Source organism: Oceanospirillum sp., assembly GCF_982874595.1.
On sequence record NZ_CEYNZH010000010.1, the window covers coordinates 81,672 to 100,819 of the forward strand.

Annotated in this window: 17 protein-coding genes; 12 read left to right on the top strand and 5 right to left on the bottom strand. The window is 51.6% G+C overall.

Features of this window, described 5'->3' with window-relative positions; genetic code table 11:
• Nucleotides 1-2: 2 nt before the first annotated feature.
• Both mreC and AC4GL5_RS06755 read right to left on the bottom strand, forming a co-directional pair.
• On the bottom strand, nt 3-884 hold the full coding sequence (gene mreC / locus AC4GL5_RS06750) for a rod shape-determining protein MreC (RefSeq protein ID WP_490382030.1): 882 nt from the start codon (nt 882-884) through the stop codon (nt 3-5).
• A gap of 184 nt (nt 885-1,068) precedes the next feature.
• A complete protein-coding gene (locus tag AC4GL5_RS06755) occupies nt 1,069-2,109 on the bottom strand; it encodes a rod shape-determining protein (protein WP_490382031.1) in 1,041 nt (346 codons plus the stop codon).
• 259 nt (nt 2,110-2,368) lie between these two features.
• Here AC4GL5_RS06755 and gatC point away from each other — a divergent pair, with 259 nt between their 5' ends.
• The 11 genes from gatC (at nt 2,369) to AC4GL5_RS06810 (ending at nt 15,267) form a co-directional block, all read left to right on the top strand.
• Nucleotides 2,369-2,656, top strand: a complete 288-nt coding sequence (gene gatC, locus AC4GL5_RS06760; protein ID WP_490382032.1) for an Asp-tRNA(Asn)/Glu-tRNA(Gln) amidotransferase subunit GatC — start codon at nt 2,369-2,371, stop codon at nt 2,654-2,656.
• A gap of 171 nt (nt 2,657-2,827) precedes the next feature.
• Nucleotides 2,828-4,282, top strand: coding sequence for an Asp-tRNA(Asn)/Glu-tRNA(Gln) amidotransferase subunit GatA (gene gatA, locus AC4GL5_RS06765; protein WP_490382033.1), 1,455 nt, complete (start codon nt 2,828-2,830; stop codon nt 4,280-4,282).
• Between the two features lie 79 nt (nt 4,283-4,361).
• The gene (gene gatB / locus AC4GL5_RS06770) at nt 4,362-5,822 is read left to right on the top strand and encodes an Asp-tRNA(Asn)/Glu-tRNA(Gln) amidotransferase subunit GatB (RefSeq protein WP_490382034.1); all 1,461 of its coding nucleotides are present in this window, start codon (nt 4,362-4,364) and stop codon (nt 5,820-5,822) included.
• 374 nt (nt 5,823-6,196) lie between these two features.
• Nucleotides 6,197-7,387: a glycine betaine/L-proline ABC transporter ATP-binding protein ProV gene (proV, locus tag AC4GL5_RS06775; RefSeq protein ID WP_490382035.1), complete on the top strand. Its 1,191-nt coding sequence runs from the start codon at nt 6,197-6,199 to the stop codon at nt 7,385-7,387.
• Nucleotides 7,388-7,433: 46 nt separating this feature from the next.
• Nucleotides 7,434-8,522, top strand: a complete 1,089-nt coding sequence (proW, locus tag AC4GL5_RS06780; protein ID WP_490382036.1) for a glycine betaine/L-proline ABC transporter permease ProW — start codon at nt 7,434-7,436, stop codon at nt 8,520-8,522.
• A 123-nt stretch (nt 8,523-8,645) separates the two neighbouring features.
• Nucleotides 8,646-9,647 (top strand): glycine betaine/L-proline ABC transporter substrate-binding protein ProX, encoded by a 1,002-nt coding sequence (gene proX, locus AC4GL5_RS06785; RefSeq protein ID WP_490382037.1) that lies wholly within the window; start codon nt 8,646-8,648, stop codon nt 9,645-9,647.
• A 262-nt stretch (nt 9,648-9,909) separates the two neighbouring features.
• Entirely contained in the window at nt 9,910-10,950 is a 1,041-nt protein-coding gene (locus AC4GL5_RS06790) for an inorganic phosphate transporter (protein WP_490382038.1), read from the top strand.
• Nucleotides 10,951-10,968: 18 nt separating this feature from the next.
• Nucleotides 10,969-11,661, top strand: a complete 693-nt coding sequence (locus AC4GL5_RS06795) for a DUF47 domain-containing protein (protein WP_490382039.1) — start codon at nt 10,969-10,971, stop codon at nt 11,659-11,661.
• 132 nt (nt 11,662-11,793) lie between these two features.
• On the top strand, nt 11,794-12,966 hold the full coding sequence (locus AC4GL5_RS06800; RefSeq protein ID WP_490382040.1) for a MerR family transcriptional regulator: 1,173 nt from the start codon (nt 11,794-11,796) through the stop codon (nt 12,964-12,966).
• 168 nt (nt 12,967-13,134) lie between these two features.
• Nucleotides 13,135-14,484: an RsmB/NOP family class I SAM-dependent RNA methyltransferase gene (locus AC4GL5_RS06805; RefSeq protein WP_490382041.1), complete on the top strand. Its 1,350-nt coding sequence runs from the start codon at nt 13,135-13,137 to the stop codon at nt 14,482-14,484.
• A gap of 99 nt (nt 14,485-14,583) precedes the next feature.
• Nucleotides 14,584-15,267 (top strand): DNA-3-methyladenine glycosylase I, encoded by a 684-nt coding sequence (locus AC4GL5_RS06810; protein WP_490382042.1) that lies wholly within the window; start codon nt 14,584-14,586, stop codon nt 15,265-15,267.
• Between the two features lie 90 nt (nt 15,268-15,357).
• Here AC4GL5_RS06810 and AC4GL5_RS06815 read toward each other — a convergent pair whose 3' ends face one another.
• Both AC4GL5_RS06815 and AC4GL5_RS06820 read right to left on the bottom strand, forming a co-directional pair.
• Complete coding sequence (locus tag AC4GL5_RS06815; RefSeq protein ID WP_490382062.1) at nt 15,358-16,050, bottom strand: aspartate/glutamate racemase family protein; 693 nt, start codon at nt 16,048-16,050, stop codon at nt 15,358-15,360.
• Nucleotides 16,051-16,088: 38 nt separating this feature from the next.
• A complete protein-coding gene (locus tag AC4GL5_RS06820) occupies nt 16,089-16,712 on the bottom strand; it encodes a LysE family translocator (protein WP_490382043.1) in 624 nt (207 codons plus the stop codon).
• A 223-nt stretch (nt 16,713-16,935) separates the two neighbouring features.
• Between AC4GL5_RS06820 and ehuR the strand changes: the two genes are divergently transcribed.
• Entirely contained in the window at nt 16,936-18,321 is a 1,386-nt protein-coding gene (ehuR, locus tag AC4GL5_RS06825; protein ID WP_490382044.1) for a MocR-like ectoine utilization transcription factor EhuR, read from the top strand.
• Nucleotides 18,322-18,375: 54 nt separating this feature from the next.
• On the opposite strand, the gene AC4GL5_RS06830 is transcribed toward ehuR, so the two are convergent.
• On the bottom strand, nt 18,376-19,119 hold the full coding sequence (locus AC4GL5_RS06830) for a HesA/MoeB/ThiF family protein (protein WP_490382045.1): 744 nt from the start codon (nt 19,117-19,119) through the stop codon (nt 18,376-18,378).
• Nucleotides 19,120-19,148 lie beyond the last annotated feature (29 nt).

The following is a 19,148-nucleotide window of genomic DNA, read 5'->3' on the forward strand; positions in this document are numbered from 1 at the left end:
AGTTACTTCTGCACCTCACTGTTACCCACACCCGGTGACTGAGCTTTCTCTTCGGATACAACATCTTCAGCGACATTGTGTGGGTTTAACATCAAAACATATCGGCTGCGTTCAAGTTGCGCCAATGGCCTTGCGAATACTGAAGCAAAAGGTTTACCCGGCTCGTGTCTGACCCGGCTAACCTCAGCAACGGGATAGCCTTTTGGAAAACGCCCCGCAAGCCCGGAAGTAACCAGCAAGTCGCCCTCCTTGATATCCGCTGTATCAGGAACATGACTCAGCGTCAGCTCATCAATACTGCCGGAACCAATGGCAATAACCCGAAAACCGTTTCGATTAATCAGAACAGGTACAGCATGGGCTGTATCCGCAGCCAAAAGAACCCGACTGGTATACGTACTAACCGACACGACCTGCCCCATCAGCCCCAAAGCATCGACAACAGCCTGGCCTTCATAAACCCCGTCATTACGGCCTCTGTTAACCAGTACCTGATGGGTAAAGGCATCTGCATCAAGGCCAATCACCTCACCAAGAAGGAAGTCATCTTTATTGGGTTTCTGAGCATTCAGCAGCTCCCGTAATCTTAAGTTTTCAGCAATCAGATAAGCCATTCGCTGGTTTTTGCTGGATAGCTGCAAGGCCTGCTCTTTAAGTAGGGCATTCTCTTCCAACAAAGCATTCCGGTCAGAGAAGGTTGACGCCCCCCAAGACCAGAGCCTGCTGGGAAGGTCTACAGCCCATTGCAAAGGAGTAACGGCAACGGTCAACACCGAACGTACCTGATCCATATGCTGATAGCGATAATCAGAAAACATCAGCGCCAGGGAAATGGCCAGACAAGCCAATAATCGCAGCCCTAATGAAGGGCCCTTAACAAACAAAGGGTTAATCGCAGCCTCCTTAAGCCTGTTACTTGTCCAAAGCTGTCTGTTCCAGCACCGATCGGCCGAGAAGCACCGGTTCGATGGTAAGGGTGGGAATTAAATTTCAGGAAGAGTAAACAAAAAAATGGCGGTATTCAAACCGCCATTCTCTTCAGCTGTGATTTAGGTCACTTGCCAGCGTTTAACCTTCTGTTGAGAGCAGGTCAAACGTGTGCTGATCAATCATTTCTAATGCACGACCACCACCACGAGCCACACAGGTCAGAGGCTCTTCAGCAATAATCACCGGCAGGCCGGTTTCTTCAGCAATCAGCTTGTCGATATCACGCAGCAGAGCACCACCACCGGTCAGTACAAGACCGCGTTCAGCAATATCCGACGCCAGTTCCGGTGGAGACTGCTCTAAGGCACTTTTAACAGCCTGAACAATTGAAGACAAAGGCTCCTGCAAAGCTTCCAGCACTTCATTCGAGTTCAGAGTAAAGCTGCGTGGAATACCTTCAGCCAGATTACGGCCACGGACATCGATCTCACGCAGCTCACTGCCCGGATAAGCACAACCGATCTCTTCTTTGATGCGTTCCGCAGTCGCTTCACCGATCAGGCTACCATAGTGACGACGCACATAAGATACGATCGCCTCGTCAAAACGGTCGCCGCCCACACGAACAGACTGTGCGTATACCACACCGTTCAGAGAGATAATGGCAATCTCAGTGGTACCACCACCGATATCAACCACCATAGAACCATTCGCTTCCTCAACAGGAAGACCGGCACCGATTGCCGCGGCCATAGGCTCCTCAATCAGAAATACTTCACGGGCACCTGCACCCATCGCCGATTCACGAATCGCACGGCGTTCAACCTGTGTTGACATACAAGGCACACAAACCAGAACACGAGGACTTGGAGTCAGAAAGCTATTCTCGTGCACTTTATTAATAAAGTGCTGCAGCATCTTCTCAGTGACATGAAAGTCTGCAATAACACCATCTTTCATTGGGCGGATGGCGGTGATATTACCGGGTGTACGACCCAACATGCGTTTGGCATCCAAGCCTACAGCTGCAACAGTACGCTGATTTCCATGATGACGGATAGCCACAACAGATGGCTCATCCAGAACTACGCCGCGACCGCGAACATAGATCAAAGTGTTTGCTGTACCCAAGTCGATGGACAAATCGCTCGAAAACAGTCCTCTGAGTCGTTTAAACATGTGATTTTTTTCACCTAAATCCAATTTAGCCTGTGCTGGCAGAACTCTATCAACCGCAGCTCCCTACGGCAAGATACAAATGTGTCAGCGGGACGGAAATATGTTAAATTACGCGCCTATTTAGTTATTTAACCCAATCAAAATCAGCTAGCGCTTCTGTCCATCTACTGTTTGTTTTGACACTATGGATAAATAACGGCTTGGGCTAGAACAAGGTGCTTTACTGATTACTGGTTCAATCAGGGCAGGAAGAAACATCATGGCTCTAGAAAGATCCGATGTTGAAAAAGTAGCGCACCTGGCGCGACTCAAAATCGAAGAAAACGATATCCCGGAATATACCCGTGATCTGACCAGCATCTTAGAACTGGTTAACCAGATGCAATCGGTCGATATCGAAGGTACCGACCCGTTGGCTCACCCGCTGGATGCCACTCAGCGCCTGCGTCACGATGAAGTGACTGAGAGCAACCAACGCGATCATTTCCAGCAGAATGCGCCAGCCAAAGAAGCCGGCCTGTTCCTGGTACCTAAAGTTATTGAATGATCCGGTGCGGCTGAGTGATGCAGATATCCTCATCCGGCAACTGATGAACATGACTCTTTCTCTGTGAAGCCCCGCTTAACGCGTCCTCTGATCGACCTGATCAGATCAGCTTTAAGCCAGCGGCCAGCATGAGAGCGGTATAGAAAACCGTAGCAAAGGATTTAATCCCCCATGCATAACAAGACTATCGCTGAACTTGCCAAAGGTCTTGCCGACGGTGAATTTTCCAGCGTCGAACTGACCCAACATTTTCTGGGGCGTATCGATGCTCTGGACAGCCAGTACAACAGCTTTATCACCGTAACACCTGAACAGGCACTGGCTCAGGCAGAAGCGGCAGACGCTACCCGCGCAGCCGGTAACGCCAAAGCCCTGACCGGTGTACCCGTAGCCCATAAAGATATCTTCTGCACCAACGGCGTGCTGACTACCTGCGCCTCCAAGATGCTGTCCAACTTTGTTGCACCTTACGATGCGACCGTAGTGGACAAGTTTAATAGCGCTGGCATGGTTTCTCTGGGTAAGACCAACATGGATGAATTTGCCATGGGTTCTTCCAACGAGAACAGTTTCTACGGTGCCGTTAAAAACCCATGGGACACCAATGCCGTTCCCGGCGGTTCTTCCGGTGGTTCAGCGGCCGCTGTTGCTGCACGTCTGGCTCCTGGTGCAACCGGTACAGATACCGGTGGCTCTATTCGCCAGCCTGCGGCGTTCTGCGGTATCACCGGCCTTAAGCCAACTTATGGCCGTGTTTCCCGCTGGGGCATGATCGCTTACGCATCCAGTCTTGATCAGGGCGGCCCGATGGCACGCACCGCTGAAGACTGTGCGCTGCTGCTGAATGAGATGGCCGGTTTCGACCCGAAAGACTCCACTTCTCTGAAAAAAGCTGTTCCGGATTACACCGCCGACCTGAACCAGCCATTAAGCGGCCTGCGTATCGGTCTGCCAAAAGAGTACTTCGGTAAAGAACTGTCCGCTGAGATGTCTGATGCCATCATGGCGTCGGTTAAAGAGTTTGAAAAGCTGGGCGCGACCGTTCAGGAGATCAGCCTGCCAAACACCATGCTGGCAATTCCGTCTTACTACATCATCGCTCCGGCAGAAGCCTCCTCGAACCTGTCCCGTTTTGACGGTGTTCGTTACGGTTACCGCTGCGAAAACCCGGAAAATCTGGAAGACCTGTACAAGCGTTCCCGTGGTGAAGGTTTCGGTAAAGAAGTTCAGCGCCGTATTCTTGTCGGCACTTACGCGCTGTCCGAAGGTTACTACGATGCCTACTACCGCAAGGCTCAGCGCATCCGTCGTCTGATTCAGCAGGATTTCCTGAACGCCTTCAATGAAGTCGATCTGATTATGGGGCCAACGACTCCGACACCGGCTTTCGACCTGGGCAGCAACACCGACGATCCGGTACAGATGTACATGGAAGATATCTACACGCTGGCTGTTAACCTTGCCGGTCTGCCGGGTATCTCTGTACCTGCAGGTCTGGTCAACGGTCGCCCGGTTGGCCTGCAAATTCTGGCGGGACACTTTAAAGAGTCCCAACTACTGAATGCAGCGCATCAGTTCCAGACAGCAACCAACTGGCACCAACTGGCACCCAGTGCTGGTCAGTGATGTAACACGCTGAAAACAAGCAACAACATCACATTCACAGCGAACCGTATTCAGACCTGTATACAGAGGTAAAAGCATTATGGAATGGGAAGCAGTCATCGGGCTTGAGATTCACGTTCAGCTCGCCACCCAGTCTAAGATTTTCTCCGGTGCCGGCATCGCTTTCGGCGCGGAGCCTAACACTCAGGCATGCGCCATTGATCTGGGCCTGCCGGGCATTCTGCCGGTACTGAACGAAAGTGCCGTCGAGATGGCCGTTAAATTTGGTCTGGGCGTTGAAGCCGAGATCGGTATGAAGTCCGTTTTTGAACGTAAAAACTACTTCTACCCCGATCTGCCCAAAGGCTATCAGACCACTCAGAACGACCTGCCGATCGTAGGCAAAGGCATCATCGAAGTGGAGCCTGAAGAGGGCAAAATCCGTCAGGTACGTATTCACCACGCACACCTGGAAGAGGACGCCGGTAAATCTCTGCACGAGACCTATACCGACGAGAATGGCCGTGGCATGACAGGTATCGACCTGAACCGCGCCGGTACACCTCTGCTGGAGATCGTATCTGAGCCGGACATTCGTTCCGCCAAAGAAGCGATCGCTTACATCAAAGCGATTCACAGCATTGTGACCTATCTGGGTATTTCAGACGGCAACATGGCTGAAGGCTCTATGCGCTGCGATGCTAACGTCTCTGTCCGCCCTAAAGGTCAGGAAGAGTACGGCACCCGCGCCGAGATCAAGAACATCAACTCCTTCAAGTTCATCGAAAAAGCGATCAACCATGAGATTGAGCGCCAGATCGAACTGATCGAAGATGGTGGCCGTGTTATTCAGGAAACCCGCCTGTACGATGCGGACAAGAACGAAACACGCTCCATGCGCAGCAAGGAAGAAGCGAACGATTACCGCTACTTCCCATGCCCCGATCTTCTGCCGGTAGAGCTGGACGAAGCCTATATCGAGCATATCCGCTCTGAAATGCCGGAGCTGCCAAAGCAGAAGAAACAGCGCTTTATTGATGAGCTGGGTCTGTCTTCTTACGATGCCGGTGTTCTGTCAGCAACCCGCCCGATGGCTGAGTACTTCGAGCAGGTTAAAGACCGCTGCGGCGACGCCAAACTGGCTGCTAACTGGGTGATGGGCGAGCTGGCCGGTCAGCTGAACAAAGAGAGCCTGGAAATCGAGCAAAGTCCGGTTTCATCAACGCAACTGGGCGACCTTGTGAAGCGCGTGATGGATGACACCATCAACGGTAAAGCCGCCAAGCAGGTATTCGCGGCACTGTGGGCTGGCGAAGGCCGCTCCGCTGACGAGATCATCGAAGCCAAAGGCCTGAAACAGGTAACCGATACCGGTGCTATCGCAGCAGTCGTCGATGAAGTTCTCGCTAACAATCCGCAGCAGGTTGAGCAGTATCAGGCAGCTCCGGAAGATAAACGTGGCAAAATGGTCGGCTTCTTTGTGGGCCAGGTGATGAAGGCCTCAAAAGGCACCGCCAACCCGCAGATGGTTAATAAATTGCTGAAGGAGAAGCTGGGCTAACCTTTGTACTCCAGTAAGCCTTTACCCCTCAGGCCCCGAACACTTTGTGTATCGGGGCTTTTTTTCGCCTGAACATTTAACCAAACACTCAAAACCCATCGGCCACAAACCTTTATAAACCCTATCCAAAAAGCCCCAATATCCCCGCATAAAAATATCATTCAAAATAAAAGTGCACCAAAATGGTGACAAAATCGTAGAAAACAAGAAATAAAACAACCATTTACCATTTTGTAGAAACCTTGTATGGTAAAAAGCATTCAATATAACTATAAACAAAATGATGACCTCAAAGCATAAAAAACGCGCTAGGTGTTTTTTTGATTAGTGCTCTAATAAAGGTTGTCCTCGACTCAGGAATCTTACAAAGATCTATGTCGGTAAAATTAGAAGTCAAAAACCTCTATAAAATCTTTGGTGAAAACCCTGCCAAAGCTCTCTCCCTACTGGACCAAGGCGTCAATAAAGACGATATCTTTGCCCAAACCGGCCAGACAGTCGGTGTAAAAGATGCCAGCTTCTCAATCAATGAAGGTGAAATCTTTGTCATTATGGGTCTTTCCGGTTCAGGAAAATCCACTATGGTTCGCTTACTTAACCGCCTGATCGAGCCCACCCGTGGCCATGTCCTGATCGACGGTGAAGATATTGCAGCGATGAATGACGACCAGCTTCGGGAAGTGCGTCGCCAAAAAATTAGCATGGTTTTCCAGTCCTTTGCCCTGATGCCTCATATGAGCGTACTGGATAATGCCGCATTTGGTCTCGAGCTGGCCGGCGAATCGGTAGAAACCCGCCATAAAAAAGCCCGTGATGCCCTGGATCAGGTCGGCCTGTCTGCCCATGCAGACTCCTACCCCGACGAACTCTCCGGTGGTATGCAGCAGCGTGTCGGTCTTGCCCGCGCACTGGCCAATAACCCCGACGTGATGCTGATGGATGAAGCCTTCTCCGCACTGGATCCTCTGATCCGTACCGAGATGCAGGATGAACTGCTCAAGCTTCAGGCTGAGCACCAGCGCACCATCGTCTTTATCTCTCACGATCTGGATGAAGCGATGCGAATCGGTGATCGCATCGCCATTATGCAGGGCGGGGAAGTCGTTCAGGTCGGCACACCCGATGAGATTCTGCACAACCCGGCCAATGATTATGTTCGCTCCTTCTTCAAGGGTGTGGATGTCTCTAACGTCTTCAGCGCCAAAGATATCGCCCGTAAAACACAGGTCACCATTGTGCGCAAAGACAGCAGTGAGGGTCTGCGCACGGGTCTGAAACTACTACAGGACAATGATCGTGATTATGGCTATGTCATCGACAAACTGGGCCGGTTTATCGGTGTGGTTTCTGTTGATTCACTGAAAGCGGTCATCAACACCGACCTGAAACTGGATCAGGCATTGCTGACAGAACCCGAACCCGTTCCCGCTGAAACCTCTATCAGCGACCTGATTGGCCTGGTTGCAAAAACCGGCTACGCCGTCCCTGTTGTGGATAGCGATAACAAATATCTGGGCAACATCAGCAAAGGTCGTCTGCTGGAAACACTGGATAGAGAGATATAAAAATGGGCATCGTGAGTTATAAGAATGAGCATCGGGAAATATCATTATGAGCACTGAAAACAATCCCTCCACAGCTGAAGCTCAGGCCACAGACAATCCGTTCGCCAGCCCGGAACCGGCTGACAATCCCTGGGGTAATGCCGAACGATCTTCAGATGAAGTAACCGGTAGCGAAGCCTGGCTTAACGAAGACGTTGCTGCTGTTGTCGAAGATCAGATCACCCTGGCCGACCCTTTTGCGCAGTCGTGGATCCCCCTTGAAGATTGGGTCGAGAATGCACTGGAATGGGTCGTCGGTAATTTCCGCCCTTTCTTCACCGCTATTAAAGCACCTATCGACGCGACACTGACCTCTATCGATACCCTGCTTAATGCCGCTCATCCCCTTCTGATGATCGCTATTTTTGGCCTGCTCGCCTGGCAGCTGGCCAATAAACGTCTTGCCATCGGTACCGTCATCAGCCTGATCATACTGGGTGGCATCGGGGCCTGGGGCGAAGCGATGACGACCCTATCGCTGGTCATCACATCTGTATTCTTCTGTGCCCTGCTGGGCCTGCCTCTCGGCATTGTGATGGCACGAAGTGAAAAGGTGAACCATATTCTTCGTCCGACCCTGGATGCGATGCAGACCACACCAGCCTTCGTTTACCTGGTGCCCATCGTAATGCTGTTTGGTATCGGTAACGTCCCTGGGGTCGTCGTGACCATCATCTTTGCCATGCCTCCGATCATCCGTCTGACCAACCTGGGTATTCGACAGGTCCCCGGTGACCTGATTGAAGCTGCTAACTCGTTCGGTGCAAACCCTCGGCAGATGCTGTTTAAAGTACAACTGCCACTGGCGATGCCCACCATTATGGCTGGTGTGAACCAGACCCTGATGCTTTGTCTGTCGATGGTGGTAATCGCCTCCATGATCTCCGTAGGAGGTTTAGGTCTGATGGTGCTTCGAGGTATCGGCCGACTGGACATAGGCCTGGCTACTGTTGGCGGTGTCGGCATTGTGATTCTGGCCATTATTCTGGATCGTATGACTCAGGCTTTGGGGCAGGATGCCCGTAGCCGTGGCGCACGCCACTGGTACGAAGTGGGACCTGTAGGCATCGCCCGTCGGGTGATGGGCCGCTCGTAAGCACCATAAGTGCAAAAATTTCCGGCCTGTGTACCCACAGGCCAAAGCTGCCACCTTTATTTCAGTGGCCGAGCTTAAACCAAGATACCGATAAATAAGAAAAGCAAAAATGGAGATGCACGCATGAAACCAATGAAGAAAAGCCTGATGACGGCACTGGCACTCAGCACCACAATTACCAGCGGTGCAGTACTGGCCGATGGCCACCTGCCAGGTGAAGGTATTAAAGTTCAGGCGGTTCATAGCCCGATTGCTGAAGAAAAATTCCAGACTGTTGTCGTTAATAAGGCACTGGAAAAACTGGGCTACGATATTCAGCCGATTAAAGAAGTCGACTATAGCGCTGCCTACACCGCGATCTCAAACGGTGATATCACTTACATGGCGGTTAACTGGTTCCCGCTGCACAACGGTATGTATGAGAACGCTGGTGGTGACGACAAATTCTACCGCAAGGGCACCTATATCAGTGGCGCCGCCCAGGGCTACCTGATCGATAAGAAAACGGCTGACAAATACGGTATTACCAAGATTACCGATCTGAAAGATCCTAAACTGGCTAAGCTGTTTGATACTGACGGCGATGGCAAAGCGGATCTGACCGGTTGTCAGGCGGGCTGGGGTTGCGAAGGTGTCATTGAGCATCATCTGACCGAGTTTAAACTGCGCGACTCAATTACCCACAAGCAAGGCCAGTACGCCGCGATTATTTCTGACACCATCGCACGCTTTAACGATGGCGAACCCGTGCTGTACTACACATGGACCCCTTACTGGGTATCCGGCAAGCTGGTTCCAGGTAAAGATGTTGTCTGGCTGGAAGTGCCTTACTCTGCCAATCCTAATGGCACAGACACCGAGCTGCCAAACGGTAAAAACTATGGCTTTGATATCAACTCTGAGCGCATCGTTGCCAACAAAGAGTGGGCAGAAGCCAACCCGGCTGCGGCAAAACTGTTCCAGATCATCAAGCTGCCGATCAACGCGGTTAGCGCTGAAAACATGATGATCAGCAACGGTCAGGATTCTGTTAAAGATATCGAACGCCACGCAGATCAGTGGATTCAGGCGAATCAGAAAAAATTCGACCAGTGGATCAAAGTAGCGAAAAAGGCCGCTAAATAAAATCTTTCAGATTACTCACCAGTTGCAGGGCATAAAGACCTCCACCTTTATAGCTCTGCTGTTAACCCTCATCTCCGGATGAGGGTTTCTTTTTTACAGCCACATCTAGACCATCAGCATCTTATGGTCTGTTTTAACCCCCCTACCCCGAACGCTAAGAACCTGACAAAGAAAACAAATCCCTGTTTTAAGTGCAGGTATCGAATCCCTTGGTTAAACTGGCAACTGCTTATAAACCTTTGCTTATAAAACAGGCTAAGCCATGGAAAATGTTTGGTTTTTTATTACTTTTGCTGTTGTTATCGTTGTGCTGTTTGACTTTACCAATGGCTTTCACGACGCTTCCAATATGGTGGCATCCGTTATCGCAAGCAGGGCGATGACGCCAGTTCAATCCGTTTTAATTGTTGGTAGTTTTACCTTCCTTGGCCCCGTGCTGGGTGGCACTGCCGTAGCCAACACCATAGGCAAATTCGTTACCCTTGATGACCTTCCGGAATCACTCTCACTGACAGTCGTTATTTGCGGTCTCTTTGCGGCAACGTCCTGGAATTTTATTACCTGGTGGCGTGGTCTTCCTTCCTCATCCTCCCACGCCTTAGTGGGCGGTTTAGCGGGCGTTGTTGTTGTCGCTGTCGGACCTGATCATGTCGCCTGGGGGTTCAGCCAACTAAGCGAAGGTCATGTGACGGGTGTCACCAAGGTGCTACTGGCTCTCTTTCTTTCTCCACTGGCAGGCTTCTGGTTTGGTTATATTTTGCACCGGGTATCACTGATCCTGCTGCGCTCAGCCAGCCCCCTGATCAACCGCGAACTCAGAGCCGCCCAATGGCTCTCTACTGCAGGACTTTCTTTCGCTCACGGTGCCAACGACGCGCAAAAAAGCATGGGTATTCTGACTCTATGTCTGCTGCTGAGCGGGCAGATTGACACCTTTGAAGTTCCCTTCTGGGTGATTGCTATATGTGCCACAGCAATTACTTTAGGAACCGTTATGGGCGGCTGGAAAATCGTGCGGACACTGGCATTCTCCATCTATAAGATCCGGCCACTACATGCCCTGAACTCTCAGATCACTTCCGGTGGCGTCGTCTTTCTGGCTTCTCTGATCGGCGCCCCCGTCTCCACAACCCATGTGGTTTCCTCATCAATTATGGGAATTGGAGCCAGTGAGCGCCCACATGCCGTTCGATGGAAAAAAGCGAAAGAAATTGCGATAACCTGGTTACTGACCATTCCTGGTTCTGCAGTGGTAGCCATGCTGGCTTACGGATTATTAAAACTCACTGGCCTAAGCGCCTGATACGGATACAGAAAGACCATGACAGACAAACAGATCCCCTACGATCTTTCTCAACCCCAGCAAAGCCACCCCAAAGCTAAAAAACCGGGGTTACTGCAGCGACTGATCAACCGGATGATTCCAACACCGGCAGACTTCTTTAGCCTGCTGGCAGAACAAAGCGCCATGGTGACAGAGACACTGCGCAATCTGGACCTGTATATGCGCCAGTGCGACACGCAAACTGCGAATATCCTGTCGGAGGATGAACATGCCGCAGACTCACTGAAAATCCGCAATCTACACCAGCTTAACCGCGCCTTCTCAACACCAATCGACCGGGAAGACATCTACCGCTCTATTGAAGCCCTGGACTGGATCATCACCCACTGCAAAAGCACAATTAATGAACTGCTGGATCTGGATGTAGCACCGGATACCCATATGCAGGCGATCTGCTCTGAGCTGCTGCAGGGTTCAGAAGCACTTCAACGCGGCTTTGAAGCACTCGCCGTCTACCCATCAGCAGCAGAAGAAGCGGCCCACAACGCACGACACTCTCATCGCAAGATTGAGCGCTTTTACCGGCATAGCCTGGCGGAGCTGTTTCAGGGGGACGTCACCACAGAGATGCTGAAAAAACGGGAAATCTACCACCACCTGATGGATGGCTCCCGCAAACTGCACGCCGCTGCCAATGTGTTGCACGATATTATGGTCAAGCTGGTCTGATCATTACCAAGACGGATCTGGCTCACCAACAATATCTGCCTCATTGACCTGTTGACCTGTTGACCTGTTGACCTGTTGACCTGTCTACAGCTTCACAGTTTATCGTTCGCTTTGATGAGAAAGAGGTGTCCATTGAAGTATCGGATTTCTGAACTGGCAAAAGCGGCAGGCATTTCGCGTTCTACTCTGCTCTATTATGAAAAGAAAGGGCTCATTAGCGGTAAGCGCAGTGACAATGGCTATCGTTATTACAGCGACAGCCATCTGCAACGCCTGTTTCTGCTGAAACAACTTCAGGCAGGCGGGTTAACCCTCAACGAATGTCACGCATTCCTGGATTCAAAAATAGACCGGCAGCAGCTCTCTGATCGCCTTGAAGCGCTGGATCAGGAGATTCAGAAAAAACAGCAGGCGCGTCAGCTTTTGGCTGCACTTTTAGGTCAGACATCGATGCGCTCCTGGCATCAGATGACCGACCAACTTGCCCCCGATGCTCATATGGACTGGTTAAAACAACAGGGCTTTAATGAAAAACAGGCCCTGCATCTAAGGTGGTTATCCAAAGATATGAACACACACGACAGCTACATGGCCGACTTTATGGCCGTTTTTCAGTCTCTGGATTATTGGGGCCCCGGTTCTGACAGCGATCGGAGAGAAGCTCTGGATCGGCTCCCATTTACTCCGAAACACGTACTGGATATCGGATGTGGAAAAGGCTATGCCAGTAGCCAGATCGCCGCCCAGACGGATGCTCAGGTGATCGCTACAGACAATGAGCCAGATGCCCTTAAGCAACTGGAACAACGCATCATGCAGGAAGGTCTTTCCGCTCAGGTCAGCACGCTCTGCGCCAGCATGACGGATCTGCCCTTTGCGCCAGAAAGATTTGACCTTCTCTGGGCCGAAGGCTCTGCCTACATCATGGGAGTGGAAAAAGCCCTGCAGCAGTGGCAACCCCTTTTACAGATCGGAGGCTATCTCGTTATCAGCGATCTGGTCTGGTTTACGGAAAACCCCAGCCCGGAAGCCGTTACCTTCTGGCAGCAGGAATATCCGGATATGCAGCCACTGAACCGACGCCTGCAGCAAATTGAACAATCGGGTTTTGTCTTGCAGGATCACTTCAGCCTGAGTCCTGAGGCCTGGCATAATTACTACCAGCCCCTCAAACAGCGTGTTCAGGAACTACTGCCCGATATGGCCGACTCATCAGCAATTGCTGATATCCAAAGGGAGATCCGTATTTACGAAGAGCATCTGGGTGAGTTTGGTTATCAGATGTTTGTGCTGCAGAAGAACTGACCGCTGAAGCCTCTTTCCGGTAAGCTATTCCAAGCCTAGTCTGGATTAAATTCAAAAAGGGGCTCCAGTAAAACCATTGCGGGCAGGCGATCAAATACTTATGATGCCTGCCCTGTTTTCTTTGTGCTTTTGTCTGTTCTGAAGCCTTCGCCTGAATGAGTTATCCACATGCCTGCTAAAAAGCCGTCACGATCTCCAAAACGAAACTCCCAAAAAAATGCAGGCCGCCCCTCTGCCTCGGGTCGTATTCATAAAGGCCGTAGCAGCACGGGCCGTCCGCAACAGGGTGGAGGCTCCCGCGGTCGTGCAAACAGCATCGCCCCATCTTCTTTCAATAACGTTGTCACGGCCCTGCTGACCGATGTGCTGCATAACCAAAAAGCACTGGATCGTAGTTATGCTTTCCATTTCTCCCGAAATGAGATGACTCCGATTGAGCAGGGGCGTATCGTCAATGCCACTGGTGATATTCTGCGCCGTCTGAACTTCTACCTGTTTATTGCTGAACTGGAAGATGCCTCTGATACTAAAGCACCGGAACGACTGCTATTGGCCTGGTTAACTGAACAGGGACGGGCTCCGCGCCAGCAAGGTAAAGGCAGTAAAACAGGCTTTAGTATCGATAAGCGACGTATCACTGAAGCGAATCAATGGCCTCTGCTGAAAGATGGCTGCCCGGAATGGCTGGATAAGATTGCTCAGCAACAACTGGGTCAGCGCTGGCCCCAAGAACGCGAGTTTCTGGCTCAGGCACCACTGCGCTATATCCGGGTTAACCAGCTCAAAGGAAGCCGGGAACAACTCCAACAGCAATTGAGAACAGAGCAGATTCCCAGCGAGCCTGTGGATAAACAACCGGATGCCCTGATTATTCGCGGAGATGTTCCTCTCTTCCGCAGCAAAGCCTTCCATGATGGCTGGTTTGAACAGCAGGATCTGGGCTCACAGATGATTGCCCATATGCTGAATCCCAAACCCGGCATGCTGACGGTAGACGCCTGTGCCGGCACAGGTGGCAAAACCCTGCATATTGCCGCACTGATGCAGAATAAAGGCCGCATCATCGCCATGGATGTGGAGCAACGCAAGCTGGATCAGCTGCGTAAGCGCGCCAAGCGCACCGGTGTGAACAATCTGGAGACCCGCCTGATTGAATCCTCCACCCAGATCAAACGTCTGCGCGCCAGTGCAGACCGTGTTCTGCTGGATGTTCCCTGCTCAGGCCTTGGTGTTCTGCGCCGCAACCCGGAAGCCAAGTGGAATCCGCTGTTTGACGATCTGGAGCAACTTTGTGCGACCCAGCAGGATATTCTCCAGCGTTACAGCAAAATGGCGAAGGTCGGTGGCGAAGTGGTTTATGCCACCTGCAGTATCCTGCCTCAGGAAAATCAGGATCAGATCGCCCATTTCGTGCAAAACTGCAGTGGGGCATTTGAGCTGCTGGAAGAGAAAACGATTCACCCTTCCATGATGAACAGCGATGGCTTTTATATGGCGCGTCTGAAACGCACCGCTTAAGTGTCCGCAGGTTTGATCCGGTGATGCCCTGAAACCGTAAAGCCACCGAAACAAAACGCTGAAAAGCCCGACACCTGAGTCAGATGTAAAGGAACGGATATGGAACGCTTTGACCAGATCTACCAGAGAGCTGCTGAACGCAAAGGCGGTGAAGCCGCACTGGAAGCATTACTGCCGGACACCCTGAGCCGCGAACAACTTGCGACTCTGGATGACAGCCGTTATCTGGCACAGTTTTCCAAATCCATCTTTCAGTCCGGGTTCGTCTGGCGTGTGGTGGAACAGAAGTGGCCGGACTTTGAAGAACACTTTTTCAATTTTGAACCGGATACCCTGCTGCTGCTCAGCGATGAACAGTGGGAACAGAAAGCCAAAGACCCGAAGATAATCCGCAATCTGACCAAGGTGATGACCATCAAGCACAACGCTCAGATGATCTATGACCTGCAGTTTGAGCATAAAAGCTTTGCGAACTTTATCGCCAACTGGCCGGAAGAGGATATCGTCGGCCTTTGGCAATACCTGAAAAAACACGGCAAGCGACTGGGGGGCAACACCGGGCCTTACGCATTGCGCCAGCTGGGTGTGGATACCTTTATCTTCTCGAACGATGTCTGGGCTTATCTGAAAGCTCACAAGATTGTCAGCGCCACCAGCCCGACCAGTAAGAAAGCGATGCAGGAAGCTCAGGATGCATTCAACCAGTGGCGACAGGAATCGGGCCGCTCCTTTGCCGTCATCAGCCGTACTATTGCGATGGGTGTGGGTGAGAACTACCTCTGATTAGCGGTACAGACAGTATCAAAAAAGGGTGACAATTAAAGATTGTCACCTTTTTTACCTCATCCGCTTAAACGGCCACTCAGAGACAGATCAGGCTAATGCCCATTCAATCGCTTTGGCGGCATGCAGAGCAGTCGTATCATACAGAGACACTTGGGTATGCTCCTGCTGCACCAGCAAAGCAATTTCCGTACAACCCAGAATCACCGCCTGCGCTCCCTGTTGCTCCAATCGGTCAATCACATCCAGATAAACCTGACGGGAATCTTCCCTGATCTCTCCCCGACACAGCTCTTCATAAATAATATTATGGATCTGTTGCTGCTCCGCTTCCTCCGGCACCAATACCTCAATACCGAACTTATCCTGCAACCGCTGTTTATAAAAATCTTCCCGCATCGTAAAACCGGTTCCCAACAGGCCGACCTTGTTACACCCGTCAGCCAGCAGGGCTTCAGCCGTTGCATCCGCAATATGCAGAATCGGAATAGCGATCCCTGCCTCAATCTCGTTCGCCACTTTATGCATGGTGTTGGTACAAATCAGCAGGAAATCTGCTCCACCTGCTTCCACCTTTTGTGCCGCATCCGTCAATATCTCAGCGGTTTTCTGCCATTGCCCCTGATGCTGCAGTGATTCAATTTCAGCAAAGTCCACGCTGTACAGACAGATCCTGGCTGAGTGCAAACCACCCAGCTCAGACTTAACTCTCTGATTTAACGCCTGATAATAACTGGCTGTCGATTCCCAACTCATACCACCCAGTAAACCTATTGTCTTCATCATCACCCCCTCTCTTTAAATGCTGCCAATTCAGATCACTATCGCAGAACGAAATAGACCGACAGCGCGGTTAAGGTCGCCATAACCATATTAAAGCGAACCCGAATCTGGTCAGAGGTCAGCAAGCGACCAATGGCACTGCCAAAACCTGCCCAGGCATTCTGCGTCAGGTTCATTACTGTGAAGGCCACCATAATAATGAGCGCAATCGACTGCCAGTAAGCATCACCTACGACAGAGAAAGCCGACACCATCGATAGGTTCATTACCCAAGCCTTTGGATTCAGATACTGAAATAACGCCATCTGAATAAAACCAACGGGCTCCTGCTTATCTTCTCCGGATATCTCCTGGGCAGGACTTCGTAGTATCTTCCACGCCAGCCAGATCAGATAAGCACCACCAACTAATTTCAATGCCGTATGCAGCAACGGCCACTGCTGGAAGAGAACCCCCAGCCCCGCGGCAATCATAATAATCTGACTGGCGGTTCCAAAAATAATGCCATAGACCACAGGCAAAGCCTTCCAGTAACCAAACTGTGCTCCTGTCGCGGTCAGAATAATATTATTAGGTCCGGGCGTTCCTGCTGTACTCAGTACAAACAGAGCAACCGGAAGATAAAAACCTTCCAGCGTGAATAAGAGTTCCTGCGACTCCATAGTCGATCCTCAATATATGCCAGTGTAGAAATCCGAATGCCCAAGAGGCCACCCCTCTCGATACACCCCAAAGTGGTTATTGTCGCGATACAATTCATGGCATAAACTCCTGTTAAAACCCCTTGTACCGACTCGATTGTCACTATAAATTGAGCAGCACAATCGAATCAAACCCTTTATTGTCACCATTACAATAACCGCTTAGCCAGAGACAACCAACATCATGTGGACTCCTGAACTGGACCGCTTTTCCGGCCCCCGTTATATCGCCATTGCTGATGCGATGGCTGAATCTATTGAACTTGGCTCTCTGAGCGATGGTGATCGCCTGCCGACCCACAGAGCGCTTGCTGATCAGCTGGGCGTAACCGTCGGCACCATCACAAGAGCTTATGCCGAGGCAGAACGCCGGGGACTGGTCACTGCACGGGTAGGACGAGGCTCCTTTATCTCGACCCCCCAGGCACAGGGCGATCGTTTTATGATTCGGGGGGAGTCAGAGCCAGATTGTGTCGACCTGCAGCTAAACCTGCCGATTGCAAAAGACAGGGCTGATGTCCTGAGCCAATCATTGACGGAGCTGGCCGCAGATCCTGCACAGATGAATCGGATTCTGGGATACCAGCCAGATGTTGGTATGCAGGAACACCGTGAAGCCGCGGCAAAATGGCTGAGTTTGACCGGACTGCACACCCATGCCGATCAACTGGTGATTACAGGTGGCGGGCAGAACGCCATTTTACTGACCCTGATGGCACTGACCCGTTCAGGCGATATGATTCTGTCAGAAGCGATCACCTATCCGGGCTTTATGGCAGTCACTCATCAGTTGGGACTGAGGCCGCAGCCGGTGGCAATGGATGAAGAAGGCGTGATCCCCTCAGCCTTTGAAGACGCCTGCAAGCAGTTTTCTCCTCGGGTGCTTTATTGCACACCATCACTGCAGAACCCCACCAATGCCATTATGTCGGAAGCACGCCGGGAAGCCTTGGCAGAGATTGCCCGCCGCTACCATGTTTGGATTATTGAAGATTCCGTTAATGCCAACCTGCTGGAAAATGCACCGCCACCACTAGCCGAAATCGCACCGGATAGAGTGGTGTATATCAACAGCGCCTCTAAAACCCTAGCCGCCGGTATCCGTGTGGGTTGGATTGTGGCACCTGACGAGATTCGCACACAGATCTCTAATGCGCTGCGCGCCTCGAACTGGATGACCAGTCCGCTTCTGGCTGAGATCTGTACCCGCTGGATCAATAGCGGGCTTGCAGAGCAGCTGCTGAAAGAGCAGAAACAGGAACTGGGTCAGCGTAACCAGCTGATCCATCAGTATCTCGGGGAATATGCCTGCCGAATTAACCCCCACAGCCTGCACGCCTGGCTGGAGTTACCAGCTCCCTGGCGCAGCAATGAGTTTATCCAGCAAGCGGAGCAGTTGGGGGTAAAGGTGATTGGTGAGAATAACTTTATCGTGGCTCAATACCGGGCACCGCAGGCGATCCGTCTCTCCTCCAGCAGTGCCTGGTCACAAAACCATCTGGAACGGGGACTAAAAATCCTGTCCGAACTGTTACGTCAGGACCCGGAACCTTCGCTATCGGTTTTTTAAGGCCTAAGAGAGCGCCCCTTCTTGTGTGCCAGAAAGGGGGGTCAGAAAGGTGTGTCAGCCATGACACACCGGGCAGGCCGGATCTTTACTCAGATTCATGCTGCGCCACTGAGTATTCAGGGCATCAAAGATCAGGAGACGACCGGTTGCGGTCTTACCGGCACCGGAGATCAGCTTAACGGCCTCCAATGCCTGCATGGTGCCGATCACGCCGACCAGCGGTGAGATCACGCCATTTTCGGCGCAACGCATCGCTTCATCATCACTGTCGTCATAAAGACAGCGGTAGCAGGGGTTCTCCGGCTGGCGGGGATCAAACACCGCCAGCTGGCCACCAAACTGAATCGCAGCACCGGATACCAAAGGTGTTTTCTCGGCAACGCAGGCAGCATTAATCGCAAAACGGGTGGAGAAGCGATCACTGCAATCCAGCACCACATCTGCCAGACGTATCTGCTCCCGCAGGGCATCCCCTTCCAGCTTTTCGGGCAGGGTGACAATCTCGCATTCCGGATTCAGCTCATTCAGTGTTTGCCGGGCGGAGTCCACTTTCGGCTGCCCGATAGTGCTTTGACGATGCACGATCTGACGCTGCAGGTTGGACAGGTCCACCTCATCAAAATCGCTGATCGCCAACGTACCGATACCGGCGGCGGCACAATAAAGCGCGGCAGGTGATCCCAGCCCGCCCATGCCGATGATCAATACGCGGGCATCCAGTAAGGCCTGCTGTCCGGTGATCTCAACCTCCGGCAACATAATCTGACGGCTGTAGCGTAATAACTGCTGATCCTGCATGGTGTGATGTTCTCTTCAGATGGCAAGGT